Origin of the sequence: Pseudomonas sp. ICMP 10191 (assembly GCF_001467335.1) — a bacterium.
GTDB classification, from domain to species: Bacteria; Pseudomonadota; Gammaproteobacteria; order Pseudomonadales; family Pseudomonadaceae; genus Aquipseudomonas; species Aquipseudomonas cerasi.
The window spans coordinates 74,885-99,757 of the sequence record NZ_LKGW01000107.1 but is presented as its reverse complement, the minus strand read 5'-3'; the positions used below and the strand labels follow the sequence as shown (position 1 = coordinate 99,757).

The following is a 24,873-nucleotide window of genomic DNA, read 5'->3' as shown; positions in this document are numbered from 1 at the left end:
ACGAGCGAAGGCAAGACAAGGCAAAAACAGGCGAAAACGGCCGGGGTCGCGACCGACCTTAGGTGTTCTAAATGAGCATTTTTCGCCTGTTTTTAACGCAGTATTGCCAAGCGCAGTAGTTTTTACACAGTCTGGGAAGGACGCTGCCCGAGCCTCTAAGGAGCAACCATGAGCCTGCCCGATCCCGCCGAACTGATTCGTCAGATGGCCACTGACCTGAACGCTCACCTGAGCAAGCGCGGCATCAGCGACCCTCGTTTCATCGGCATCCGCACTGGCGGTGTCTGGGTTGCCCAGGCGCTGCTCAAGGCACTGAACAACCCCGCTCCGCTGGGCACGCTGGACGTTTCGTTCTATCGCGATGATTTCAGCCAGAACGGCCTGCACCCTCAGGTGCGCCCTTCTGAACTGCCGTTCGAGATCGAAGGCCAGCATCTGGTGCTGATCGATGACGTGCTGATGAGCGGCCGCACCGTCCGCGCCGCGCTCAACGAACTGTTCGATTACGGACGCCCGGCCAGTGTCACGCTGGTCTGCCTGCTGGACCTGGACGCCGGTGAACTGCCGGTGCGTCCGAACGTGGTCGGCGCCACCCTGTCGCTGGCACCGAATGAACGCATCAAGCTGTCCGGCCCCGAGCCGCTGGCGCTCGAACTTCAAGACCTCTCCACCGCCCTTTAAGAGTCCATTGCGATGACGCCTCTCGACGCCAAGCGCCCGCTGCAGCTCAACCACTTGGGCCAGCTGCGCCATTTCCTGTCTCTGGACGGCTTGCCCCGCGAGCTGCTTACCGAAATTCTCGACACGGCCGACTCGTTCCTTGAAGTCGGCGCCCGGGCGGTCAAGAAAGTCCCGTTGTTGCGCGGCAAGACGGTGTGCAACGTGTTCTTCGAGAACTCCACGCGCACCCGCACCACCTTTGAGCTGGCAGCCCAGCGCCTGTCAGCCGACGTGATCACGCTGAACGTCTCGACCTCGTCCACCAGCAAGGGGGAAACGCTGTTCGACACCTTGCGCAACCTCGAAGCGATGGCCGCCGACATGTTCGTCGTGCGCCACGCCGACTCGGGTGCGGCGCACTTCATTGCCGAGCACGTATGCCCGGACGTCGCGATCATCAACGGCGGCGACGGACGCCATGCCCACCCGACCCAAGGCATGCTCGACATGCTGACCATCCGCCGTCACAAAGGCGGTTTCGAGAACCTGTCGGTGGCCATCGTCGGTGACATCCTGCATTCACGGGTCGCACGCTCCAATATGCTTGCGCTCAAGGCGCTGGGCTGCCCGGATATCCGCGTGATCGGGCCGAAAACCCTGCTGCCGGTAGGCGTCGAGCAATACGGGGTCAAGGTCTACACCGACCTCAACGAAGGTTTGAAGGACGTGGACGTGGTCATCATGCTGCGTCTGCAGCGTGAACGCATGACCGGCGGCCTGCTGCCCAGCGAAGGCGAGTTCTACCGCCTGTTCGGCCTGACCACCGCGCGCCTGGCGGCTGCGAAGCCGGATGCGATTGTGATGCACCCCGGCCCGATCAACCGAGGCGTGGAAATCGAATCGGCAGTGGCCGACGGCGCGCATTCGGTGATTCTCAATCAAGTGACTTACGGTATCGCGATCCGCATGGCGGTGCTGTCCATGGCCATGAGCGGACAAAACGCACAACGCCAATTCGAACAGGAGAACGCCCAGTGAAGCTCAGCATCCTCGGCGCTCGCGTCATCGACCCGGTCAGCGGGCTGGATCAAATCACTGACCTGCACCTTGAAGCAGGCAAACTCAGCGCCATCGGTTCGGCCCCGGCGGGTTTCGAGCCCACTCAGACCATCGACGCTACCGGGCTGGTCGCAGCACCGGGCCTTGTCGACCTCAATGTGTCCTTGCGCGAACCTGGCTACAGTCGCAAGGGCAGCATCGCCAGCGAAACCCGCGCAGCGGTGGCAGGCGGCGTGACCAGCCTGTGCTGCCCGCCACGTACCAAACCGGTGCTCGACACCTCGGCAGTGGCCGAGCTGATCCTCGACCGCGCCCGTGAGGCCGGGTTCAGCAAGGTGTTCCCCATCGGGGCGCTGAGCAAGGGCCTGGAAGGCGAACAGCTGGCAGAACTGATCGCCCTGCGCGACGCAGGTTGCGTGGCCTTCGGCAATGGTCTGAGCAGCTTCAGCAACACCCGCACGCTGTGCCGGGCACTGGAATATGCGGCGACCTTCGACCTGACGGTGATTTTCAACTCGCAGGATCGTGATCTGGCCGAAGGCGGTCTGGCACACGATGGTCCGACGGCCAGTTTCCTGGGTCTGGCGGGCATTCCCGAGACGGCCGAAACCGTAGCGATGGCTCGCGACCTGTTGCTGGTCGAACAGAGCGGTGTACGTGCGCACTTCAGCCAGCTGACCAGTGCCCGTGGCGCGGCGCTGATCGCCCAGGCACAGGCGCGCGGTCTGCCGGTGACGGCGGATGTGGCGTTGTATCAGTTGATTCTGACTGACGAGGCGCTGATCGACTTCTCCAGCCTCTATCACGTCCAGCCGCCGCTGCGCACCCGCGCTGACCGCGATGGTCTGCGTGAAGCGGTGAAGAGCGGTGTCATTCAGGCGATTTCCAGCCATCACCAGCCGCACGAACGCGATGCCAAGCTGGCGCCGTTTGGCGCTACGGAGCCGGGCATCAGCAGCGTCGAACTGTTGCTGCCGCTGGCCATGACCCTGGTGGATGACGGCCTGCTGGACCTGCCGAGCCTGATCGCCCGCCTGAGCAGCGGCCCTGCCGCCGCGCTGCGCCTGCCGGCCGGCAAGCTGAGCGCAGGAGCGCCTGCAGACATCGTCCTGTTCGACCCTGCCGCCTCGACGGTTGCCGGCGAGACCTGGCTGTCAAAAGGCGAAAACTGCCCCTTCATCGGTCACTGCCTGCCCGGTTCGGTACGCTACACACTGGTGGATGGACGGATCAGCTACAGCCGTTGAGCCCGCTCCGGGCTCTCGCTCCCACGTTCCTCGTTGCATCACTGTGGGAGCGAGCCGGGCGACGCTCTGCGTCAGCCCCTCTGCCCAAGCCTTACCTGCGTCGGGCGTTCTTCATCGAGATCTGGTCATTCAATGTCCAGAAGTCATAGAGGATGCCCACCAGAAACAGCCCGCCGGTAAACAGGTAGATAATCCCGGTAATCCACTTGCCCTGGTACATGCGGTGCACGCCGAACAGGCCGAGGAAGGTCAGCAGCACCCACGCAACGCTGTAGTCGGTGGAGCCGGGGGTAAAGCGCAGGTCGGCGTCACGGTCCATCGACGGGATCAGGAACAGGTCGATCAGCCAGCCAATGCCAAACAGACCGAACGTGAAGAACCAGATGGTCCCGGTGACCGGTTTGCCGTAGTAGAAGCGATGCGCTCCCAGGAAGCCGAAAATCCACATCAGGTAACCCATGACCTTGCTGTGTGTGTCTGAACGATAGGCGTTCATTTTTGCCCTCTTTGCGCTGATAGAAAAAAATACATAACAAAATTGTGACTTGGTTTCCCTATTCCGACGTATGGCACATGAGGCGGTTTAATGCCGCCAAGCCCTTGTCGCTAAAGGGATTAGCCCGAAAAAAGAAAGAGTCTGTCGCATAAAACGCAATGATGCCACTGTGATGCGCTCGACAAATGGGGTCAGTTTTTTTGAAAAAGCTGTTATAAAGTTGCGCGCTGACCACCATGAGCCCTGCCGAATGCGTCCTTTTTTCAAGACATGGCTAACCATTTGCCTATTTATGCCACTGGCCGCCCACGCCACCAATCGTGAGCAACAACTTCCTGCGAGCTTCACGGGCTACACCGCCAAAAGCCACTCTTCACCGGCACTCGCGACTCGCAATGCACCCAAGGAAGCCACCACCACCCGAACTCAGTACGGCGCTACCAGCGCCGTCCAGAAGCCGCTTTCACGCAAGAACGCCAAAAAAATCGCGGCCTTGCAGGCTTCTGCACCTGCCAAGCAAGGCAGCGCCGTTGTAAAACGCGCCTTGCAGGCTGTGGGCACGCCTTATCGCTGGGGCGGCACCACGCCCGGCAAAGGCCTGGACTGCAGCGGACTGGTCAAATACGCCTACACGGATGTCCGTGAGGTCGACCTGCCACGCACCTCCAATGCCATGGCCCAGGGTCATGGTCAGACGGTGGATCGCAAGGATCTGAAACCCGGTGACCTGCTGTTCTTCAATATCAAGAGCCGCAACATCAACCACGTCGCCATTTACCTGGGCGACAACAAGTTCGTTCATGCGCCGCGCCGTGGCAAGGCCGTAACTGTCGATACGCTGAACAAACCGTATTGGAACAGTCACTACAAGATCGCCAAGCGCGTGCTGCCCAAGCAACCAGGACAGATGCGTGTGGTTCAGCGCTGATCCTGGTGTGAATCCGCGGTCCGCAAGCCGCATCTGAAAAAAAGGGNCTGCAGCCTCCCTGCGATCAGAAGTTATCCGGCACCTTGGCACGTTCGCGCGCGCTTTCGCGGGTGATCAGCCCCTTCTTCACCAGATCGGCCAGGCACATGTCCAGCGTTTGCATGCCCATCGAGCCGCCCGTCTGGATCGACGAATACATCTGCGCCACCTTGTCCTCGCGGATCAGGTTACGGATCGCCGGGGTGCCCATCATGATTTCGTGTGCCGCCACGCGTCCGCCGCCGACCTTCTTGAGCAACGCCTGCGAAACCACGGCGTGCAGCGATTCGGAGAGCATCGAGCGAATCATCGATTTTTCCTGAGCCGGAAACACATCGACGATCCGGTCGATGGTCTTGGCTGCTGATGTGGTGTGCAGCGTGCCGAATACCAGGTGGCCGGTTTCAGCCGCGGTCAGCGCCAGGCGGATGGTCTCCAGGTCACGCATCTCCCCGACCAGAATCACGTCCGGGTCTTCACGCAACGCCGAGCGCAGCGCCTCCGAGAAGCCCAGTGTGTCGCGGTGCACCTCGCGCTGGTTGACCAGGCACTTCTTCGACTCGTGGACGAATTCGATCGGGTCCTCGATGGTAAGAATGTGGTGATGCTTGTTGTTATTCAGGTAGTCGATCATCGCCGCCAGGGTGGTCGACTTGCCTGAGCCGGTCGGACCGGTGACCAGAATCAGGCCACGCGCCACGTCGGTAATCTTCCGAAACACACTGCCCATGCCCAAGTCTTCCATGCTCAGGATTTTCGAAGGGATGGTCCGGAAGACCGCGCCAGCACCGCGGTTCTGGTTGAAAGCGTTGACCCGAAACCGCGCCACGCCCGGCACTTCGAAGGAAAAGTCGGTTTCCAGCCGTTCTTCGAAGTCCTGCCGTTGCTTGTCGTTCATGATGTCGTAGATCAGCGCCTTGACCTCCTTCGCGTCCAGCGGAGGCAGGTTGATACGCCGTACATCGCCGTCGACGCGGATCATTGGCGGCAGACCTGCAGAGAGGTGCAAATCCGACGCGCCCTGTTTGGCACTGAAGGCCAGCAGCTCGGTAATATCCATACAGCTCCTCAATCACATAGAATGCCGCAGACTTTAGCCCTGCTGGCGCAAATCAATGTCCACGATAGCAGCGAACATTTCAACGCTCGAACAGCGAATTCGCGACGCAGCGCTTGCTGCTGAGCGCGATCCAGCGTCCGTCGGCCTGCTGGCGGTGAGTAAAACCAAGCCCGCCAGTGACCTGCGTGAAGCTTACACCGCAGGTTTGCGCGATTTTGGCGAAAATTATTTACAGGAAGCACTGGGCAAACAGCTCGAACTGAGCGACCTACCCTTGTGCTGGCACTTTATTGGCCCCATTCAATCGAACAAGACGCGAGCTATCGCCGAGAACTTCGACTGGGTACATTCCGTGGACCGCCTGAAAATCGCTCAACGCCTGTCCGAGCAACGCCCCGAAGCGCTTGAACCGCTGAACATCTGCATTCAGGTGAACGTCAGTGGCGAAGCCAGCAAATCGGGCTGTACGCCTCAGGACCTGCCTGCGCTGGCCGCGGCCATCAGCGCCCTGCCGCGACTCAGGTTGCGCGGCCTGATGGCTATCCCCGAGCCTACAGACGATCCTGCGGCGCAGAACGCATCCTTCGCCGCAGTGCGCACGCTGCAGGAGCAATTGCACCTGCCGCTCGACACACTTTCCATGGGCATGAGCCACGACCTGGAAGCCGCCGTTGCACAAGGCGCGACCTGGGTGCGCATCGGCACCGCTCTTTTTGGCGCCCGCGACTATGGCCAGCCATAACCTCTTCATAAGGACCCCTTCATGAGCAAGACCCGTATTGCCTTCGTTGGTGCCGGAAACATGGCCGCCAGCCTGATCGGCGGCCTGCGCGCCCAGGGCGTGGAGGCGGCACTGATCAGTGCCAGTGCGCCGGGTGCCGAAACCCGCGAGCGCATCGCCAACGATCACGGCATCCAGGTATTCGCCGACAACGCCGACGCGATCAATGGCGCCGACGTGGTGGTACTGGCGGTCAAGCCGCAGATGATGAAAAACGTCTGCCAGGCCTTGAAGCCCAGTCTCGAACCTCACCAGCTGATTGTTTCGGTCGCGGCCGGCATCACCTGCGCCAGCCTGACGCAATGGCTGGGCGAGCAGCCGGTGGTGCGCTGCATGCCCAATACGCCCTCACTGCTGCGTCAGGGTGCCAGCGGGTTGTACGCGACCGACAACGTCACGCCAGAGCAGCGTGAGCAGGCCGAGGCGTTGCTGGCCGCAGTCGGCATCGCGGTCTGGGTCGAGCAGGAAAAACACATGGACGCTGTCACGGCAGTGTCCGGCAGTGGCCCGGCGTATTTCTTTCTGATGATGGAAGCGATGACTGCGGCAGGCGTGAAACTGGGTCTGCCGGAGGACATTGCTAAAAAGCTGACCCTGCAGACAGCGCTGGGCTCGGCCTTGATCGCGACTGGCAGTGATGCAGGCGCTGGCGAACTGCGTCGTCGCGTTACATCGCCGGGCGGGACCACTGAGGCGGCCATCAAGGCATTTCAGGCGGGCGGCTTCGAGGCACTGGTGGAAACGGCACTGACCGCCGCAGACCATCGTGCAGCCGAGCTGGCTGAACAACTGGGCAAATAATTTTCGGGTTTTCTGGAGCAGATCGATGATCGGATTGAACACCGCTGCAATTTACGTCCTGCAGACGCTTGGCAGTCTTTACCTGCTGATCGTGCTGTTGCGCTTCGTCCTGCAACTGGTACGGGCCAACTTCTACAACCCGCTGTGCCAGTTCATCGTGCGCGCCACCCAGCCGCTGCTCAAGCCGCTGCGACGCATCATCCCCAGCCTGTTCGGGCTGGACATGTCGTCGCTGGTGCTGGCGATCATCGTGCAGATGATCCTGATGGCCCTGACCCTGCTGCTGATGTTCGGCACCACGGGCGACCCGCTGCACCTGCTGCTGTGGTCGATCATCGGCGTGACCGCGCTGTTCCTGAAGATATTCTTCTTTGCCCTGATCATCAGCGTGATTCTGTCGTGGGTCGCACCGGGCAGCCACAACCCTGGCGCGGAACTGGTCAACCAGATCTGCGAACCGGCACTGGCACCGTTCCGCAGGATCGTCCCGAACCTGGGCGGCCTGGACATCTCGCCGATCCTCGCATTCCTGGTGCTCAAGCTGCTGGACATGCTGGTCATCAACAACCTCGCCGCCATGAGCGACATGCCGGATGTGCTGCGGCTGTTGATGTAAGCCACCTTGTTCCCGCGCTAGAGGTTCCCGCGCTGGAGCGTGACGTTCGAAAGAACGCCTATCGTGCCCATGCTCCGCGTGGGCATGCCGTTCTGGACGCTCCGCGTCCTGTCCGGAGCATGCGGCACGGCGCAGATCTGTGACGCGGAGCGTCACCCTAGGCATTCCCGCGCTGGAGCGTGAGGAACGATCACCTCGTAACTATCGTGCCGTTGATTTACGTCTCACAATATCCCTTATTGCCGCTGCACCCCGCGGTCTTTAGACTTACGCCTCATTTATGCGAGAGCAGGGTCGATGCCCACGGTATTCCCTCACGATTCTGTCGGACTGGTCACACCGCAAACGGCGCATTTCAGCGAGCCTCTGGCGCTGGCCTGTGGTCGTTCGTTGCCAGCCTATGACCTGATTTACGAAACCTACGGTCAACTCAACGCCGCACGCAGCAATGCCGTGCTGATCTGTCATGCGCTGTCCGGGCACCACCATGCCGCAGGCTTCCACAGCGCCGATGACCGCAAACCCGGTTGGTGGGACAGCTGTATCGGTCCCGGCAAGCCTATCGACACCAACAAGTTCTTCGTCGTCAGCCTTAACAATCTGGGCGGCTGCAATGGCTCCACCGGGCCGAGCAGCATTGACCCGGACACCGGCAAGCCGTTCGGTGCCAATTTCCCGGTGGTGACCGTGGAAGACTGGGTCAACAGTCAGGCCCGGCTGGCGGATCTGCTGGGTATCGACACCTGGGCAGCGGTCATTGGCGGCAGCCTGGGCGGCATGCAGGCGCTGCAATGGACCATCAGCTACCCGAATCGCGTGCGCCATTGCCTGGCAATCGCCTCGGCGCCCAAGCTGTCGGCACAGAACATCGCGTTCAACGAGGTGGCGCGCCAGGCCATTCTCACCGACCCCGAATTCCACGGTGGTTCGTTCCAGGAACGCGGAGTGATCCCTAAACGCGGCCTGATGCTCGCGCGGATGGTCGGGCACATCACTTATCTGTCGGATGACTCGATGGGCGAGAAATTCGGCCGTGGTCTGAAGAGCGAAAAACTCAACTACGACTTCCACAGCGTCGAGTTTCAGGTCGAGAGCTACCTGCGTTATCAGGGTGAAGAATTTTCCGGGCGTTTCGACGCCAATACCTACCTGTTGATGACCAAGGCACTGGATTACTTCGACCCTGCGGCGAACTTCAACGACGACCTTGCCAAGACCTTCGCCAACGCCACCGCCAAATTCTGCGTGATGTCGTTCACCACCGACTGGCGCTTCTCACCAGCCCGCTCGCGGGAACTGGTGGACGCGCTGATGGCCGCGCGCAAGGACGTCTGCTACCTGGAAATCGACGCACCTCAAGGCCACGACGCCTTTCTGATCCCGATTCCGCGCTACTTGCAGGCTTTCGGTAATTACATGAACCGAATTTCGTTGTGAGGACGCCATGAGAGCCGATCTGGAAATCATTCAGGAATGGATTCCCGCGGGCAGCCGCGTGCTCGACCTGGGTTGTGGCGACGGCGAATTGCTGACCTGGCTGCGTGACCACAAGCAGGTCACCGGCTACGGGCTGGAAAACGACGCCGCCAACATTGCCGAGTGTGTCGCCAAGGGCATCAACGTCATCGAGCAGGACCTCGACAAGGGGCTGGGCAACTTTGCCAGCAACAGCTTCGACGTCGTGGTCATGACCCAGGCCCTGCAAGCGGTACATTACCCGGACCGAATCCTCGACGAGATGCTGCGCGTCGGTCGCCAGTGCATCATCACCTTCCCGAACTTCGGTCACTGGCGCTGCCGCTGGTACCTGGCGAGCAAGGGCCGCATGCCGGTGTCCGAATTCCTGCCGTATACCTGGTACAACACGCCGAACATTCACTTCTGCACCTTCGGCGACTTCGAAGAGCTGTGTCGCGAGCGCGATGCGCAGGTGCTCGACAGGCTGGCGGTCGATCAGCAGCATCGTCATGGCTGGGCCAGCAAACTCTGGCCCAATCTGCTCGGCGAGATCGGCATCTACCGCGTCACCAGCCCTGGGCTGACGGACCACAGGATTGCCGTTTAACCGACCGTTTCCAAGCACCACGACAGGCCAACCATGAACCTCACACAACTCGTACTGGCCAGCCACAATGGCGGCAAACTCAAGGAACTCCAAGCCATGCTCGGCGGCAGTGTAACGCTGCGCTCGGTCAGCGAGTTCAGTCTGGTGGAGCCGGAAGAAACCGGCCTGTCATTCGTCGAGAATGCAATCCTCAAGGCACGCAACGCCACGCGTCTGTCCGGTCTGCCTGCGCTGGCCGACGACTCAGGGCTGGCGGTGGACTTTCTCGGCGGTGCGCCGGGTATCTATTCCGCACGCTACGCCGATGGCCAGGGCGATGCCGCCAACAACGCCAAGCTGCTGGAAGCGCTCAAAGACGTGCCGGACGACCAGCGTGGTGCACAGTTCGTCTGCGTATTGGCGCTGGTACGCCACGCCGACGATCCATTGCCGATCCTCTGTGAAGGGCTGTGGCACGGGCGCATCCTGCACGCCGCCAGCGGTGAACACGGCTTCGGCTATGACCCGCTTTTCTGGGTGCCGGAGCGCAACTGCTCAAGTGCCGAACTGGGCCCGACCGAGAAGAACCAGCTCAGCCACCGCGCCCGCGCGATGGTCCTGTTGCGGCAACGCCTGGGTCTGCAATGACCCACGATTCGCCTGCGCAGCCGCTGTTTCTCGGCGAGAGCGGCTTCTCGTCAGAGAGCCCGCGCCCTGCACTGCCGCACCTGCCGCCGTTGTCGCTGTACATCCATATTCCGTGGTGCGTGCGCAAATGCCCGTACTGCGACTTCAACTCGCACACTGCCAGCCCGGTGCTGCCGGAACAGGAATACGTCGACGCCCTGCTCGCCGACCTGGACCTGGACCTGCCGCACGTCTACGGCCGCGAGCTGCAATCGATCTTCTTTGGTGGCGGTACGCCGAGCCTGTTCAGCGCCGATGCGCTGGGGCGCCTGCTGCAAGGCGTCGAACAGCGCATCCGCTTTGCCAGCGATATCGAGATCACGCTGGAAGCCAACCCAGGCACCTTCGAGCAGGTCAAGTTCAGCGCCTATCGCGGCCTGGGCATCAATCGACTGTCGATCGGCATTCAGAGCTTTCAGGAATCCAAACTCAAGGCGCTGGGCCGCATTCACAACGGCGACGAAGCAATTCGTGCCGCCGATATGGCGCGTCAGGCCGGTTTCGACAACTTCAACCTGGACCTGATGCACGGCCTGCCGGATCAGTCCCAGGACGAGGCGCTGGCCGATCTGCGCCAGGCCATTGCCCTCGCGCCGACCCACCTGTCCTGGTATCAACTGACCCTGGAGCCCAACACGGTGTTCTGGAATCAGCCACCGGTGCTGCCCGAAGACGACATTCTTTGGGACATTCAGGAAACCGGACAGCAGTTGCTGGCCACTCATGGCTACGCGCAATACGAAGTGTCGGCTTATGCACAGCCCGGAAAACCGGCGCGGCATAACCTCAACTATTGGGCGTTCGGTGATTTCATCGGCATCGGCGCAGGCGCACACGGCAAGCTGAGCCACCCGGACGGGCGCATCATGCGCACCTGGAAAACCCGGCTGCCCAAGGATTACCTGAACCCGGACAAGCCGTTTCAGGCCGGTTCCAAGCTGTTGCCGCTGGATGAATTGCCATTCGAATTCCTGATGAACGCACTGCGACTGACAAATGGTGTGGACGCTGCGTTATTTCGCGAAAGAACCGGTCTAAGCCTCGATTCGCTGGCCGAGGCGCGTCGACAGGCTGAACAAAAGGGGTTGCTGCACCAGGACCCGACACGCCTGATCGCCACGCCACAAGGCCAGCTGTTCCTCAACGACCTGCTGCAATACTTTCTGATCTAAGGACCCTGCATGGATTTCGTACTCGATTTGCTCGCCACCGTCTCGCGCTGGAGCCGCAGCAATCTCTCGGAAATCGCGCTCGCGCTGGTGGGCTGCCTGCTGGTGCTGTTCGGCTCCGACATCAAAGGCTGGCTGGAACAGCGAATCAGCGGCATCACAGGTGCTCTGCGCATCCCGCTCATCGCCCTGCTGTGCGCCGTGGGCAGCGGCGCGGCGCTGATCTATGCCACGCCTTGGGTAGTGCGCGGCCTCAGCCAGTTCAACAACTACAGCCTGGCGCCGGTGCTGTTGGTGGTGCTGGTGCTGATCGGGGTAATTGCGGACCGCAAGTAAGCGCTGCTTTTTCAAACGCAGCAAAAAGCCCGGCATCTCTGCCGGGCTTTTTTGTGTTGCCGATGCAGATCAAGGCACCAATTTGTCCAGCAACGCCTTGTCACGCACCGCGCCCTTGTCGGCGCTGGTCGCCAGCAGGGCGTAGGCCTTGAGGGCGGTGGTCACTTTGCGTGGACGCGACTCGACAGGTTTCCAGCCTTTCTTGTCCTGTTCGGTGCGACGCTCGGCCATCTCGGCATCGTCGATCAGCAGGTTGATCGAGCGATTGGGGATGTCGATCAGCACCTTGTCACCGTCGCGCACCAGACCGATCGCTCCGCCTGCCGCAGCTTCCGGTGAGGCGTGGCCGATGGACAGGCCGGACGTACCGCCCGAGAAGCGGCCATCAGTCAGCAGTGCGCAATCCTTGCCCAGCCCCTTGGACTTCAGGTAGGACGTCGGGTAGAGCATTTCCTGCATGCCCGGGCCGCCTTTCGGGCCTTCGTAGCGGATGATGACAATGTCGCCCGCTTTGACTTCGTCAGCGAGAATCCCGCGCACCGCGCTGTCCTGGCTTTCGAAGATCTTCGCGTTGCCTTCGAAGACGTGGATCGACTCGTCGACGCCAGCGGTTTTCACCACGCAGCCGTCCAGTGCGATGTTGCCGTACAGCACGGCCAGGCCACCTTCTTGCGAATAGGCGTGCTGGACGCTACGGATGCAGCCGTTTTCACGGTCAGCATCCAGGCTGTCCCAGCGGGTCGACTGGCTGAACGCGGTCTGCGTCGGGATGCCCGCCGGGCCTGCCTTGAAGAAGGTGTGCACGGCCTCGTCGTCAGTCTGGGTGATGTCCCATTTGGCGATGCCTTCAGCCAGAGTCTTGCTATGTACGGTCGGCAGGTCGGTGTGCAGCAGGCCGCCACGAGCCAGCTCGCCGAGGATGCTGAAGATCCCGCCCGCGCGGTGCACGTCTTCCATATGGTACTTCTGGATGTTCGGCGCGACCTTGCACAGCTGCGGCACCTTGCGCGACAGGCGGTCGATGTGGCGCAGGTCGAAGTCGATCTCGGCTTCCTGAGCAGCGGCCAGCAAGTGAAGGATGGTGTTGGTCGAACCGCCCATGGCGATGTCCAGCGTCATGGCGTTCTCGAACGCCTTGAAGTTGGCGATGTTGCGCGGCAACACCGAGTCATCGTTTTCCTTGTAGTACTGACGGCACAGGTCAACGATGGTGCGGCCGGCCTGCAGGAACAGTTGCTCGCGGTCGCTGTGGGTGGCGAGTGCGGAACCGTTGCCCGGCAGGGCCAGACCCAGTGCTTCGGTCAGGCAGTTCATCGAGTTGGCGGTGAACATGCCGGAACACGACCCGCAGGTCGGACAGGCGCTGCGCTCGTACTCGGCGACTTTTTCGTCACTGGCTGTCGAGTCGGCGGCGATGACCATCGCATCGACCAGATCCAGGCCATGGCTGGCCAGTTTGGTCTTGCCCGCTTCCATTGGCCCGCCGGAGACGAAGATCACCGGAATGTTCAGGCGCAACGACGCCATCAGCATGCCCGGGGTGATCTTGTCGCAGTTGGAAATGCACACGATGGCGTCGGCGCAATGCGCATTGACCATGTACTCGACCGAGTCGGCAATGATCTCGCGGCTCGGCAGCGAATAGAGCATCCCGTCGTGGCCCATGGCGATGCCATCGTCGACCGCAATGGTGTTGAATTCCTTGGCCACGCCACCGGCGCGCTCGACTTCACGCGCGACCAGCTGGCCCATGTCCTTGAGGTGGACGTGGCCGGGTACGAACTGGGTGAAGGAGTTGGCGATGGCAATGATCGGTTTCTTGAAGTCTTCGTCCTTCATGCCCGTGGCGCGCCACAGGGCACGGGCGCCGGCCATGTTACGGCCGTGGGTGGACGTTTTCGAGCGGTAATCAGGCATTGAAACACTCCGGCAAAAATAAGGCTGATCAGGAAGGGAGTGAGCTTCTATTGACGTCGCGGACGAGCGGTAGTGACCGCAGGCAGCGAAGAAACCGAACACCACGGGATCACCGTGTATTCGGCCTGAGCTCATAAACCCGCCGGGGATGACTGGCGATGAATAGCGCCGATTCTACACCGCCGGGTGGTTTGGTGGGGTCCGAATATCGGTCTTGGCACGGCGTTGAAAATCCCGATGGACAAAAGGCTGTCAGCCCATCTATCTTCCTCGGCAGGCCGCCTCATGTGGCCACGTCGCTCGGACGGTTCCGGGCGCTTACGTACGCGAGATACTCATGGCAGACCAAGGTTCGCCGCGCCGCTTTGCGCGCATCGATCGACTCCCCCCTTACGTGTTCAACATCACCGCCGAGCTGAAAATGGCTGCTCGTCGTCGCGGTGAGGACATTATCGACCTGAGCATGGGCAACCCCGACGGGGCCACACCGCCGCACATTGTCGAAAAACTGATCACCGTCGCCCAGCGCGAAGACACCCACGGCTACTCCACCTCGCGCGGCATTCCACGCCTGCGTCGGGCGATTTCCAACTGGTACAAGAAGCGCTACGAGGTCGACATCGACCCTGAAAGCGAAGCGATCGTGACCATTGGTTCCAAGGAAGGCCTGGCCCACCTGATGCTCGCCACGCTGGATCAGGGCGACACGGTGCTGGTGCCCAACCCCAGTTACCCGATCCACATCTACGGTGCCGTGATTGCCGGCGCCCAGGTGCGATCGGTGCCGCTGGTGCCAGGCGTGGACTTCTTCGACGAGCTGGAAAAAGCCATTCGCGGCTCGATTCCCAAGCCGAAGATGATGATTCTGGGCTTTCCGTCCAACCCGACTGCGCAATGTGTGGAGCTGGATTTCTTCGAGCGCGTGGTGGCTCTGGCCAAACAGTACGACGTGCTGGTGGTGCATGACCTGGCGTACGCCGACATCGTCTACGATGGCTGGAAAGCCCCGTCGATCATGCAGGTGCCGGGCGCCAAGGACATTGCCGTGGAGTTCTTCACCTTGTCCAAGAGCTACAACATGGCAGGCTGGCGGATTGGCTTCATGGTCGGCAACCCCGAACTGGTGAATGCACTGGCGCGGATCAAGAGTTACCACGACTACGGTACCTTCACGCCACTGCAGGTGGCGGCGATTGCCGCGCTGGAAGGCGATCAGCAGTGCGTGCTCGACATTGCCGAGCAGTATCGCCAGCGCCGTAACGTGCTGGTCAAGGGCTTGCACGAGCTGGGCTGGATGGTCGAGAACCCCAAGGCCTCTATGTACGTCTGGGCGAAGATTCCACAGGCTTATGCGCACCTGGGTTCGCTGGAGTTCGCCAAGAAGCTGCTGGCCGAAGCCAAGGTGTGTGTCTCGCCGGGCATCGGTTTCGGTGAGTACGGCGACGATCATGTGCGCTTCGCCCTGATCGAGAACCAGGACCGCATCCGCCAGGCCGTTCGTGGCATCCGCAGCATGTTCAGGGCCGACGACAAGCTCAAGTCCTGAGTTCCTTCTGAGACACCGCGCCTGCTGACCGACTGCGCTCGGCAGGCGTGGACGCTGCAACCAACCGCCTCTCCACACCTGACCGACAGTCGCCTCGGCAATTTTTGATTTCTGCAAATCGCTGCAGACCGGTATGATCGCGCGCCCCGATACACCCGGAAGCCTGACCTGAAATGAAACCCACCTTGATCGCCGCCGCAGAACTCGATCGCATCGACACCTGGGCCAAATACTCCAGCCACATGTGCGGGGGCTGCGTGTCCAGTTGCTGCACGTTGCCGGTAGAAGTGAAGATCAAGGACCTGATCCGCATCGGCATCGTCGATGAGTTCGAACGCGGCGACCCGGCCAAGAACATCGCCAAGCGTCTGCAGAAAGAAGGCATCGTCGAGCGCTACAACCAGAAGTCCGAGATCTTCACCTTGCAGCGCATGAGCAACAACGACTGCCTGTACCTGGACCGCAAAAGCCGCCTGTGCACCATCTATGACAAGCGCCCGGACACCTGCCGCAACCACCCGAAAGTCGGGCCGCGTCCCGGTTATTGCGCGTACAAGCCCAAAGAAGTCGTGCGTCAGGAAAGCGGCTCACTGAGAAACGCCACCAGCGCGCCAGTGCCAAAATTCTGATTCGTGAAAGGCGACGCAGCACGCCGGACATCATCGCTATCAATCAAGCCCCGCACAGGGGCTTTTTTGTGCGCGATGGAAAAAGCCTATCGATGTTAATTTTTGTGAAAAATAAAAATACTTCACATTATTTACTCATTGATTCACTATCAGATTCACAGATCAGAACAATAACGTCCGAATGTCGGCTTCACAGGCATCGGCACTGACTTCGAGGATTACTGCATGACTGGCAAAAACGTTGGCGTTATCGGCCTGGGTGCGATGGGTCTGGGCATTGCCCGCTCGTTGCTGCGTAGCGGCTTCACTGTGCATGCCTGTGATGTGCGCACCAGCGTGACCGAAGCATTCGCCCAGGAAGGCGGGTTTGCCTGTGACTCTCCGGCCAGCATGGCCGCTGCCTGCGATGTGATCATCACAGTCGTAGTCAACGCCGAGCAGACCGAAACCGTGCTGTTTGGCGAAAACGGCGCCATTGCCGCCCTGCGCCCAGGCTGCCTGGTCATCGGTTGCGCCACCGTCGCGCCTACCTTCGCCGTCGAACTGGGCGAGCGTCTGGCCGCACAGAACCTGCTGTACCTCGATGCGCCTATCTCCGGCGGTGCCGCCAAGGCTGCCGCAGGTCAGATGACCATGATGACCTCCGGCCCTGCCGAGTCCTACTCCAAGGCAGAAGCCATCCTCAACGGCATGGCCGGCAAGGTCTATCGCCTGGGCGACGTCCACGGTCTGGGTTCGAAAGTCAAAATCATCAATCAGTTGCTCGCTGGTGTACACATCGCCGCCAGTGCCGAAGCCATGGCCCTCGGCCTGCGGGAAGGTGTCGATGCTGACGCGCTGTATGAAGTGATCACCAACAGTGCCGGTAACTCGTGGATGTTCGAAAACCGCGTGCCGCACATCCTCAATGCCGATTACACGCCGCTGTCGGCCGTGGACATCTTCGTCAAGGACCTGGGTCTGGTGCTGGATACCGCACGCAGCAGCAAATTCCCGCTGCCGCTCTCGGCCACCGCGCACCAGATGTTCATGCAGGCATCCAGCGCCGGCTTCGGTCGCGAAGATGACTCGGCCGTGATCAAGATTTTCCCGGGCATCGAGTTGCCGAAAGCCAAGCCAGAAAAAGCCTGAGGAGCGACTGATGAGCCTGAATAACGCTCGCCCGCTGCTGGGCTGCATTGCCGATGACTTCACCGGCGCCACCGACCTGGCCAACATGCTGGTGCGGGGTGGCATGCGCACCGTGCAGAGCATTGGCATCCCCAGCGCCGAGATGGCTGCCGGTCTCGACGCCGACGCGATTGTCATCGCGCTGAAATCGCGTACCACGCCCAGCGCCGACGCGGTGGCTGAATCCCTGGCGGCTCTGGAGTGGCTGCGCGAGCGCGGCTGCGAGCAGATCTTCTTCAAATACTGCTCGACCTTCGATTCCACCGCCGCGGGTAACATCGGTCAGGTCAGCGAAGCACTGCTGGAGCAACTGGGCAGCGATTTCACCCTCGCCTGCCCGGCCTTCCCGGAAAACGGCCGCACGATTTTCCGTGGTCATCTGTTCGTACAGGACCAGTTACTCAGTGAATCGGGCATGCAGAACCACCCGCTGACGCCCATGACCGACGCCAATCTGGTGCGTGTGCTGCAAGCGCAGACCCGCCACAAGGTCGGTCTGTTGCGCTATGACAGCATTGCCCAGGGCGTCGAAGGCGTGCGCAACAGAATTGCCGAGCTGCGCGACGAAGGTGTGAGCATGGCGATCGCAGATGCCCTGTCGGATGCCGATTTGTACACCCTGGGCGAAGCCTGCGCCGACTTGCCGCTGCTGACCGGTGGCTCGGGTCTGGCGCTGGGCCTGCCGGGTAACTTCCGCAAGGCAGGCAAGCTGCGCGATATCGATGCCGCCAAGCAGGTCGCCATCAGTGGCGGCGAAGTGGTACTGGCGGGTAGCGCATCGGTCGCCACCAACGGTCAGGTTGCGGCCTGGCTGGAAGCCGATCGCCCTGCGCTGCGCATCAATCCGCTGGACCTGGCCGCTGGCAAGCCAGTGGTCGAGCAGGCGCTGGCCTTCGCCAGAGATGCCGGGCAGACCGTATTGATCTACGCCACCAGCACACCGGATGAAGTCAAAGCCGTGCAGAAAGAGCTGGGCGTCGAACGCTCCGGAGCCATGGTCGAAGCCGCACTCGGCGAAATCGCCAAAGGGCTGCTGGACGCAGGCGTACGGCGTTTCGTGGTTGCCGGTGGCGAAACTTCCGGTGCCGTGGTTCAGGCACTGGGCGTGCAGTTGCTGCAGATCGGCGCACAGATTGATCCGGGCGTTCCGGCCACGGTGAGCAGCGGCGCACAACCGCTGGCTCTGGCCCTCAAATCCGGCAATTTCGGTGCGCGCGACTTCTTCGCCAAGGCGCTCAAGCAACTGGCGGGGGCGGCCTGATGATCGACGAAAACGCACTGCGTCAGGAAATCTGCGACGTCGGCCGTCTGCTGTATGGCCGTGGCTATACGGTGGGCAGCGCCGGCAACATCAGCGCACGACTCGACGACGGCTGGCTGATTACCCCGACCGACGCCTGCCTGGGCCGCATGGACCCGGCCGATATCGCCAAGGTCAATCTGGCCGGTGAATGGGTGTCCGGCAGCAAGCCGTCCAAGACCCTGGCCCTGCACCGCGAAGTCTACGACCGCAACCCGCAGGTCGGCGGCGTGGTGCATACGCACTCGACGCATCTGGTCGCCCTGACCCTGGCCGGAGTGTGGCAGGAGGACGACATTCTGCCGCCGCTGACGCCGTATCAGGTCATGAAGGTCGGGCATATCCCCTTGATCCCTTACGAACGTCCCGGCTCACCGAAAGTCGCCGAGCGCGTGGCGGAACTGGCCAACAGCGTGCGCGGCGTGATGCTGGAGCGCCTCGGTCCAGTGCTCTGGGAAAGCTCGGTGGCCAAGGCCTGCTATGCCCTGGAGGAGCTGGAAGAAACTGCCCGTCTGTGGCTGATGAGCAACCCCAAACCTGCACCGCTGGACCCGGCGGCGCTTGAAGAGCTGCGTCAGGTGTTCGGCGCCAGGTGGTAACGAGCACACGGTGATCGGGGAGCGCATTGCGCCTCCCGGTCGAAAAACAATAACAACAGGAATCGAGAGCATGACTCACCCCTACCCCGCTGTTTCGTTGTCAGTCTTTACCACCATTGACCGGAGTGCACGGGCATGACGCCGCTCATGTTGATGGTCGTGGCCGGTGCGGGCATCGCACTGCTGTTGTTTCTGGTGCTCAAATACAAATTCCAGCCCTTCGTTGCCCTGATGCTGGTCAGCATTATCGTGGCGCTGGTCGCCGGTGTTAAACCGGCCGATCTGGTTGCCACCATCGAAGGCGGCATGGGCAAGACGCTCGGCCATATCGCGATCATCATCGCGCTGGGCGCGATGATCGGGCGCATCATCGAGCTGTCCGGCGGGGCCGAAGCACTGGCCAAGACCCTGATCAACCGCTTCGGCAACAAGCGCACGCCTCTGGCGCTGACCGTTGCGGGTTTCATGGTCGGTATTCCGGTGTTCTTCGAGGTCGGCGTGATCATCCTCATGCCGCTGGCTTACGGTGTGGCGCGTGCGGCACGCAAGCCGCTGCTGATTTTCGCGCTGCCGATGTGCGCCGCACTGCTCGCCGTGCATGCGTTTCTGCCGCCGCACCCTGGCGCTGTTGCCGCTGCCAGCCAGTTGGGCGCGGACCTGGGCCGGGTGCTGATGCTGGGTATTCCGATCGTTGCCGTGCTGTGCATGATCGGCTACTTCGTCGCGGGCCGCATGACCCGCAAGACCTACCCGATGACCGATGACATCCGCGCCGAAGTCTATGGCCCGCACGTCACCAACGAAGACCTGGAAGCCTGGGCCCGTAACGATTATTCCGCTGCGCGCGAAGCGACCGAAACCCGAACAATGGGCGTCGAAGAAAGCGCCAGCAGCCTGGCAAGCAAGCTGCCGCCTGCGCCCGCACCGGGTTTCGGACTGATCATCGCGCTGATCCTGCTGCCGATCGTGCTGATTCTGATGGGCACACTGGCCACCACCATGCTGCCAGCCACGTCCACGCTGCGCGCAGTGCTGACCGTACTGGGTGCCCCCTTGGTTGCGCTGCTGATCGATACCCTGCTGTGCGCCTGGCTGCTGGGCTCGCGTCGCGGCTGGAGCCGTACTCAGGTGTCCGATGTGATCGGCTCGGCCTTGCCGGGTGTGGCGATGGTGATCCTGATTGCCGGCGCCGGTGGCGTATTCGGCAAGGTGCTGGTCGACACCGGCATTGGTGCCGTGGTCTCCGAGGCGCTGCGCAACACCGGTCTGCCGGTACTCGCGCTGGGCTTCCTGCTGACCCTTCTGCTGCGCGCCGTCCAGGGCTCGACCACCGTTGCACTGGTCACTACTGCAGGCATTCTCAGCCCGCTGATCGCCACACTGGACCTGAGCGCCAACCACCTGGCCCTGCTGTGTCTGGCCATGGGCGGTGGCGGTCTGGCCATGTCGCACATCAACGATGCCGGTTACTGGATGTTCACCAAGCTGGCGGGCCTCAACGTCGCCGACGGCTTGCGCACCTGGACCGTACTGGTCACGCTGCTCGGCACACTGGGCTTCGTGATCACCCTGCTGCTTTGGCCATTCGTCTGACCCTTTGAAGACTGGAGTTAACATGCCTCGTTTTGCCGCCAACCTCAGCATGCTGTACCCGCAGCATGATTTTCTTGAGCGCTTCGCCGCAGCCGCTGCCGATGGTTTCGGCGCGGTCGAGTACCTGTTCCCTTACGCCTACGGCACTCAGGAACTCAAGCAGCGCCTGAGCGACAACGGTCTGGTCCAGGCGCTGTTCAACGCTCCGCCGGGCGACTGGGAGGCAGGCGAGCGAGGCATTGCAACGCTGCCGGGCCGTGACGCAGAATTTCGCAGCGGTATCGAGCAGGCCTTGGAATATGCGCAGGTGCTGGGCAATGACCGAGTGCATGTCATGGCTGGCTTGCTGGCCGATGAAAGCTTGCGTGAGCGTCATCAGGCGGTCTATCTGGAAAACCTCGCGTTCGCGGCTGAGCAAGCCAAGGGCGCAGGGGTCACGATTCTGATCGAGCCGATCAACACCCGCGACATGCCGGGCTTCTTCCTCAACCGTCAGGATCAGGCACAGAACATCTGCAAGCTGGTGGGTGCCGACAACCTGAAGGTGCAGTTCGACTGCTACCACTGCCAGATCGTCGAAGGTGACCTGACCAGCAAGCTGCGTCGCGACTTTGCAGGCATTGGTCATATTCAGATCGCCGGGGTACCGGATCGCCATGAGCCGGACCTGGGCGAACTGAACTACGAGCACCTGTTCAACGTCATCGACGAACTGGGCTACAGCGGCTGGATCGGCTGCGAATACCGTCCGAAAGGCGATACCAGCGTGGGTCTGGCGTGGTTGCGCGAGTTACAAGCCAGGGGCTGAAACCAGCAGGATGGACGACGCGGAGCGTCGTGAACGGCATTCCCACGCAGAGCGTGAGGAACGATCATTCTGTAACGGTCGTGCCGATGCTCCGCGTGTTCAGCGACCTTAGCTTAGCCTCAGTCCTCTACGTCGAACTGGTCCTTGATGTAGCGGATTTCAGTCCGCCCATGCGGCGCAGGCTGACCGTCTTCGTCGAGGTTGACGAAGACAATCTTGTCGACGGTCAGAATGCTCTTGCGGGTGATCTTGTTGCGCACCTGGCATTTTAGGGTGATCGAGGTACGACCGAAATCCGTGGCGGTGATGCCCAGTTCGATGATGTCGCCCTGACGCGAGGCACTGACGAAGTTGATTTCAGAGATGTACTTGGTGACCACCCGCTGATTACCCAGTTGAACGATCGCGTAGATCGCCGCCTCTTCATCGATCCAGCGCAGCAGGCTGCCGCCGAACAACGTGCCGTTGGGGTTGAGGTCTTCGGGCTTTACCCACTTGCGGGTGTGGAAATTCATGGTCACTCCTGAGCGTCTGGCCGATGGATAGCTGCATGATGGCAGAGCCGGCGACCCGCGCCCATGCCTGCGTGATAGCGACTGTGCATCGACCCTATTACAGACAGATGGCAATTGGATGGCCTTTAAACCGACAGAAAGCCTTGGGTAGAATCGCGAGCACCGCTATACTGCCAAACGTTTCAAAACGGTCATCTACGCTTGATACCGTTCCCGCCACCTGTCCGAGGGGCGCTGCAGCAGGTTTTCCCTGTCAGGCTCGGATGGGGCGTTGTTTGCCAGGACGATCCTCGACCGGCAAACCTTAAACGCACAACGGCGCCCATTCGCATTTTTATGGAATGGAGACTCTCAATGAGTGCTGTAATGACGCCCGCAGAATTCAATGACTACAAGGTTGCCGATATTTCCCTGGCCGCCTGGGGTCGCCGCGAAACCATCATCGCCGAATCCGAAATGCCTGCCCTGATGGGTCTGCGTCGCAAATACGCTGGTGATCAGCCGCTGAAAGGCGCGAAGATTCTCGGCTGCATCCACATGACCATTCAGACCGCCGTACTGATCGAAACCCTGGTTGCCCTGGGTGCCGAAGTTCGCTGGTCGTCGTGCAACATTTTCTCCACTCAGGACCAGGCTGCTGCGGCCATCGCTGCTGCCGGCATTCCTGTGTTCGCCTGGAAAGGCGAAACCGAAGAAGAATACGAGTGGTGCATCGAGCAGACCATCCTCAAGGATGGCCAGCCATGGGACGCCAACATGATCCTCGACGATGGCGGCGACCTGACCGAGATCATCCACAAGAAATACCCGGCGATGCTGGACAAGATCCACGGCGTCACCGAAGAAACCACCACTGGCGTTCACCGCCTGCTGGACATGCTGGCCAAGGGTGAGCTGAAAATCCCGGCCATCAACGTCAATGACTCGGTGACCAAGAGCAAGAACGACAACAAGTACGGCTGCCGTCACAGCCTGAACGACGCCATCAAGCGCGGCACCGACCACTTGCTGTCCGGCAAGCAGGCGCTGGTGATCGGCTACGGTGACGTGGGCAAGGGCTCGGCCCAGTCCCTGCGTCAGGAAGGCATGATCGTCAAAGTGACCGAAGTCGACCCGATCTGCGCCATGCAGGCCTGCATGGACGGTTTCGAGCTGGTTTCGCCGTTCATCGACGGTGAGAACGACGGCACCGAAGCGAGCATCGACAAGGCACTGTTGGGCAAGATCGACCTGATCGTGACCACCACCGGTAACGTCAACGTTTGCGACTCCAACATGCTCAAGGCGCTGAAAAAGCGCGCTGTGGTGTGCAACATCGGTCACTTCGACAACGAAATCGACACCGCTTTCATGCGCAAGAACTGGGCATGGGAAGAAGTGAAGCCACAGGTTCACAAGATCCATCGTACCGGCCCAGGCTCGTTCGACGCACAGAACGACGACTACCTGATCCTGCTGGCCGAAGGCCGTCTGGTAAACCTGGGTAACGCCACTGGCCACCCAAGCCGCATCATGGATGGCTCGTTCGCCAACCAGGTTCTGGCGCAGATCTTCCTCTTCGAGCAGAAGTACGCCGACCTGGCACCGGCCAAGAAAGCCGAGCGTCTGACCGTTGAAGTGCTGCCGAAGAAACTCGACGAAGAAGTGGCCCTGGAAATGGTCCGCGGCTTCGGCGGCGTTGTGACCAAGCTGACCAAGACCCAGGCCGATTACATCGGCGTGACCGTCGAAGGTCCGTTCAAGCCGCACGCGTATCGCTACTGATTGAGCAGGCTCGGTCCGCTTCTTACGCAGAAGCGGATCGAGCGTGATCAGCCATCACCGGCAGCACTCGCTGCCCCGGTGATGCTCAGTATCTGAAGGCCGTTCCGGCCTTTTCGCGAACAAGTTCGCTCCTACAACGAGATCGGCTCCATGTCTCAAGAACGCCGCTTCAGCTTCGAGTTCTTTCCTACCAAGACCGACGCTGGACATGAAAAGCTGCTGACCGTTGCTCGTCAGCTCGCTACGTACAACCCCGATTTTTTCTCCTGCACCTATGGTGCCGGTGGCTCGACCCGCGACCGCACGCTCAATACCGTGCTGCAGCTGGAAAACGAGATCAAAGTCCCTGCTGCACCGCATTTGTCCTGCGTGGGCGACAGCAAGGACGACCTGCGCAACCTGTTGACGCAGTACAAGGATGCGGGCATCAAACGCATCGTGGCACTGCGCGGCGACCTGCCTTCCGGCATGGGCATGGCCAGCGGTGAGCTGCGTCACGCGAATGACCTGGTGAGCTTCATTCGCCAGGAAAGCGGCAGCCATTTCCACATCGAAGTCGCCGCCTACCCGGAAATGCATCCGCAGGCGCGCAATTTCGAAGACGACCTCAAGCACTTCGTCAACAAGGCCAACGCCGGCGCCGACAGTGCGATCACGCAGTACTTCTTCAACGCCGACAGCTATTTCAACTTCGTCGAGCGGGTCGAGAAGATGGGCGTCAGCATTCCGATCGTGCCGGGCATCATGCCGATCACCAACTACAGCAAGCTGGCGCGTTTCTCGGATGCCTGCGGTGCGGAAATCCCGCGCTGGATCCGCAAACAGCTGGAAGCCTACGGCGATGACGTGCAAAGCATCCAGGCGTTTGGCGAAGAAGTCATCACGCAGATGTGCGAACGACTGCTGCAAGGCGGCGCCCCCGGCCTGCATTTCTACACGCTGAACCAGGCAGAACCGAGCCTGGCGGTGTGGAACAACCTGCAACTGCCACGCTGAAAACGGCTGCGGCACCGCGGTCCGACCGGTAATTTCCGGGGGATCGCGGCCTCATACACCGTTGGGCAGCAGGAAAGCGGCGTATTGCGCTCGCTCTGTTATACTCCAGCCTT

At 61.2% G+C, this 24,873-nt stretch carries 25 protein-coding genes and 1 riboswitch; of the genes, 21 read left to right on the top strand and 4 right to left on the bottom strand.

Annotated features, from left to right (window positions below; translation table 11 throughout):
• Positions 1–168: 168 nt before the first annotated feature.
• Genes pyrR through AO388_RS12910 form a run of 3 tightly spaced genes read left to right on the top strand, consistent with a single transcriptional unit; the run spans position 169 to position 2,966 of the window.
• A complete protein-coding gene (pyrR, locus tag AO388_RS12920) occupies positions 169–681 on the top strand; it encodes a bifunctional pyr operon transcriptional regulator/uracil phosphoribosyltransferase PyrR (protein ID WP_003366144.1) in 513 nt (170 codons plus the stop codon).
• 12 nt (positions 682–693) lie between these two features.
• The gene (locus AO388_RS12915; protein WP_003366142.1) at positions 694–1,698 is read left to right on the top strand and encodes an aspartate carbamoyltransferase catalytic subunit; all 1,005 of its coding nucleotides are present in this window, start codon (positions 694–696) and stop codon (positions 1,696–1,698) included.
• Entirely contained in the window at positions 1,695–2,966 is a 1,272-nt protein-coding gene (locus AO388_RS12910; RefSeq protein WP_058416561.1) for a dihydroorotase, read from the top strand. Before AO388_RS12915 ends, AO388_RS12910 begins: the two co-directional genes overlap by 4 nt.
• 91 nt (positions 2,967–3,057) lie before the next feature.
• On the opposite strand, the gene AO388_RS12905 is transcribed toward AO388_RS12910, so the two are convergent.
• Positions 3,058–3,462 carry an NINE protein gene (locus tag AO388_RS12905; protein WP_058416560.1) on the bottom strand — a complete coding sequence of 135 codons (405 nt, stop codon included), beginning with the start codon at positions 3,460–3,462 and terminating at the stop codon, positions 3,058–3,060.
• A 250-nt stretch (positions 3,463–3,712) separates the two neighbouring features.
• Between AO388_RS12905 and AO388_RS12900 the strand changes: the two genes are divergently transcribed.
• Positions 3,713–4,390, top strand: coding sequence for a C40 family peptidase (locus tag AO388_RS12900; protein WP_003432065.1), 678 nt, complete (start codon positions 3,713–3,715; stop codon positions 4,388–4,390).
• Positions 4,391–4,454: 64 nt separating this feature from the next.
• On the opposite strand, the gene AO388_RS12895 is transcribed toward AO388_RS12900, so the two are convergent.
• The gene (locus AO388_RS12895; RefSeq protein WP_003366137.1) at positions 4,455–5,489 is read right to left on the bottom strand and encodes a type IV pilus twitching motility protein PilT; all 1,035 of its coding nucleotides are present in this window, start codon (positions 5,487–5,489) and stop codon (positions 4,455–4,457) included.
• 55 nt (positions 5,490–5,544) lie between these two features.
• On the opposite strand from AO388_RS12895, the gene AO388_RS12890 reads away from it, so the two are divergent.
• The 8 genes from AO388_RS12890 to AO388_RS12855 all read left to right on the top strand — a co-directional run bounded on the left by AO388_RS12890 (position 5,545) and on the right by AO388_RS12855 (position 11,923).
• Complete coding sequence (locus AO388_RS12890; RefSeq protein ID WP_003366136.1) at positions 5,545–6,231, top strand: YggS family pyridoxal phosphate-dependent enzyme; 687 nt, start codon at positions 5,545–5,547, stop codon at positions 6,229–6,231.
• Positions 6,232–6,252: 21 nt separating this feature from the next.
• Positions 6,253–7,071: a pyrroline-5-carboxylate reductase gene (proC, locus tag AO388_RS12885; protein WP_003366134.1), complete on the top strand. Its 819-nt coding sequence runs from the start codon at positions 6,253–6,255 to the stop codon at positions 7,069–7,071.
• Positions 7,072–7,096: 25 nt separating this feature from the next.
• Entirely contained in the window at positions 7,097–7,687 is a 591-nt protein-coding gene (locus AO388_RS12880; protein WP_058397749.1) for a YggT family protein, read from the top strand.
• 297 nt (positions 7,688–7,984) lie between these two features.
• Positions 7,985–9,124 (top strand): homoserine O-succinyltransferase MetX, encoded by a 1,140-nt coding sequence (gene metX, locus AO388_RS12875; RefSeq protein ID WP_058416559.1) that lies wholly within the window; start codon positions 7,985–7,987, stop codon positions 9,122–9,124.
• 7 nt (positions 9,125–9,131) lie between these two features.
• Positions 9,132–9,752, top strand: coding sequence for a methionine biosynthesis protein MetW (gene metW / locus AO388_RS12870; RefSeq protein WP_003316724.1), 621 nt, complete (start codon positions 9,132–9,134; stop codon positions 9,750–9,752).
• 33 nt (positions 9,753–9,785) lie between these two features.
• Positions 9,786–10,379 (top strand): RdgB/HAM1 family non-canonical purine NTP pyrophosphatase, encoded by a 594-nt coding sequence (rdgB, locus tag AO388_RS12865; protein WP_003432074.1) that lies wholly within the window; start codon positions 9,786–9,788, stop codon positions 10,377–10,379.
• A complete protein-coding gene (gene hemW, locus AO388_RS12860; protein WP_003366127.1) occupies positions 10,376–11,590 on the top strand; it encodes a radical SAM family heme chaperone HemW in 1,215 nt (404 codons plus the stop codon). The genes rdgB and hemW overlap by 4 nt, the downstream gene beginning before the upstream one ends.
• Positions 11,591–11,599: 9 nt before the next feature.
• Positions 11,600–11,923: a DUF3392 domain-containing protein gene (locus tag AO388_RS12855; RefSeq protein ID WP_002551720.1), complete on the top strand. Its 324-nt coding sequence runs from the start codon at positions 11,600–11,602 to the stop codon at positions 11,921–11,923.
• Positions 11,924–11,992: 69 nt separating this feature from the next.
• Here the strand turns inward: AO388_RS12855 and ilvD are convergent, their stop codons facing one another.
• The gene (gene ilvD, locus AO388_RS12850) at positions 11,993–13,840 is read right to left on the bottom strand and encodes a dihydroxy-acid dehydratase (RefSeq protein ID WP_044308688.1); all 1,848 of its coding nucleotides are present in this window, start codon (positions 13,838–13,840) and stop codon (positions 11,993–11,995) included.
• Positions 13,841–14,177: 337 nt separating this feature from the next.
• On the opposite strand from ilvD, the gene alaC reads away from it, so the two are divergent.
• From alaC to otnI, 7 genes are all read left to right on the top strand, one after another.
• Positions 14,178–15,386: an alanine transaminase gene (gene alaC, locus AO388_RS12845; RefSeq protein WP_003346356.1), complete on the top strand. Its 1,209-nt coding sequence runs from the start codon at positions 14,178–14,180 to the stop codon at positions 15,384–15,386.
• Between the two features lie 173 nt (positions 15,387–15,559).
• On the top strand, positions 15,560–16,015 hold the full coding sequence (locus AO388_RS12840) for a YkgJ family cysteine cluster protein (protein WP_002551717.1): 456 nt from the start codon (positions 15,560–15,562) through the stop codon (positions 16,013–16,015).
• Between the two features lie 225 nt (positions 16,016–16,240).
• Positions 16,241–17,146 (top strand): L-threonate dehydrogenase, encoded by a 906-nt coding sequence (gene ltnD, locus AO388_RS12835; protein WP_058416558.1) that lies wholly within the window; start codon positions 16,241–16,243, stop codon positions 17,144–17,146.
• Between the two features lie 10 nt (positions 17,147–17,156).
• Positions 17,157–18,446 (top strand): 3-oxo-tetronate kinase, encoded by a 1,290-nt coding sequence (otnK, locus tag AO388_RS12830; RefSeq protein WP_058416557.1) that lies wholly within the window; start codon positions 17,157–17,159, stop codon positions 18,444–18,446.
• On the top strand, positions 18,446–19,084 hold the full coding sequence (otnC, locus tag AO388_RS12825; protein ID WP_058416556.1) for a 3-oxo-tetronate 4-phosphate decarboxylase: 639 nt from the start codon (positions 18,446–18,448) through the stop codon (positions 19,082–19,084). Before otnK ends, otnC begins: the two co-directional genes overlap by 1 nt.
• Before the next feature lie 135 nt (positions 19,085–19,219).
• Entirely contained in the window at positions 19,220–20,677 is a 1,458-nt protein-coding gene (locus AO388_RS12820; protein WP_003432081.1) for a GntP family transporter, read from the top strand.
• Between the two features lie 22 nt (positions 20,678–20,699).
• On the top strand, positions 20,700–21,485 hold the full coding sequence (gene otnI / locus AO388_RS12815) for a 2-oxo-tetronate isomerase (RefSeq protein WP_058416555.1): 786 nt from the start codon (positions 20,700–20,702) through the stop codon (positions 21,483–21,485).
• Between the two features lie 119 nt (positions 21,486–21,604).
• Here the strand turns inward: otnI and AO388_RS12810 are convergent, their stop codons facing one another.
• Positions 21,605–22,000, bottom strand: coding sequence for an acyl-CoA thioesterase (locus AO388_RS12810; RefSeq protein WP_003316713.1), 396 nt, complete (start codon positions 21,998–22,000; stop codon positions 21,605–21,607).
• A gap of 220 nt (positions 22,001–22,220) precedes the next feature.
• Positions 22,221–22,331: riboswitch (S-adenosyl-L-homocysteine riboswitch) on the top strand.
• Between the two features lie 23 nt (positions 22,332–22,354).
• On the opposite strand from AO388_RS12810, the gene ahcY reads away from it, so the two are divergent.
• Complete coding sequence (ahcY, locus tag AO388_RS12805) at positions 22,355–23,764, top strand: adenosylhomocysteinase (protein WP_003366112.1); 1,410 nt, start codon at positions 22,355–22,357, stop codon at positions 23,762–23,764.
• Positions 23,765–23,914: 150 nt separating this feature from the next.
• Positions 23,915–24,760, top strand: coding sequence for a methylenetetrahydrofolate reductase [NAD(P)H] (gene metF / locus AO388_RS12800; protein WP_044308697.1), 846 nt, complete (start codon positions 23,915–23,917; stop codon positions 24,758–24,760).
• The last annotated feature ends 113 nt before the right edge of the window (positions 24,761–24,873 follow it).